General features: G+C 53.4%; 3 tRNA genes. All 3 read right to left on the reverse strand.

Going from position 1 to position 335, the window contains the following annotated elements:
* Positions 1–35: 35 nt before the first annotated feature.
* A tRNA-Leu gene (locus OGY83_RS00025) sits at positions 36–122 on the reverse strand.
* Positions 123–134: 12 nt separating this feature from the next.
* Positions 135–208, reverse strand: a tRNA-Cys gene (locus tag OGY83_RS00030).
* A 51-nt stretch (positions 209–259) separates the two neighbouring features.
* A tRNA-Gly gene (locus tag OGY83_RS00035) sits at positions 260–335 on the reverse strand.

The raw sequence follows: 335 nt of genomic DNA on the forward strand, positions 1-335 counted from the left end.
ACTGCTTATTGCTTTGATTATTCTGTTCTTTCCCATGGTACCCGGAGTGGGACTTGAACCCACACAGCGCGAACGCCGAGGGATTTTAAATCCCTTGTGTCTACCGATTCCACCATCCGGGCTCGGGAAGAAATTGGAGGCGCGTTCCGGAGTCGAACCGGACTAGACGGATTTGCAATCCGCTACATAACCGCTTTGCTAACGCGCCGAAATCTTCTGGCTTTACAGCCGACATCCGCTATTGCCGATGCCTTAAATTTGGAGCGGGAAACGAGACTCGAACTCGCGACCCCGACCTTGGCAAGGTCGTGCTCTACCAACTGAGCTATTCCCGC

The organism is Citrobacter sp. Cpo090 (assembly GCF_030332665.1).
GTDB classification, from domain to species: Bacteria; Pseudomonadota; Gammaproteobacteria; order Enterobacterales; family Enterobacteriaceae; genus Citrobacter; species Citrobacter portucalensis.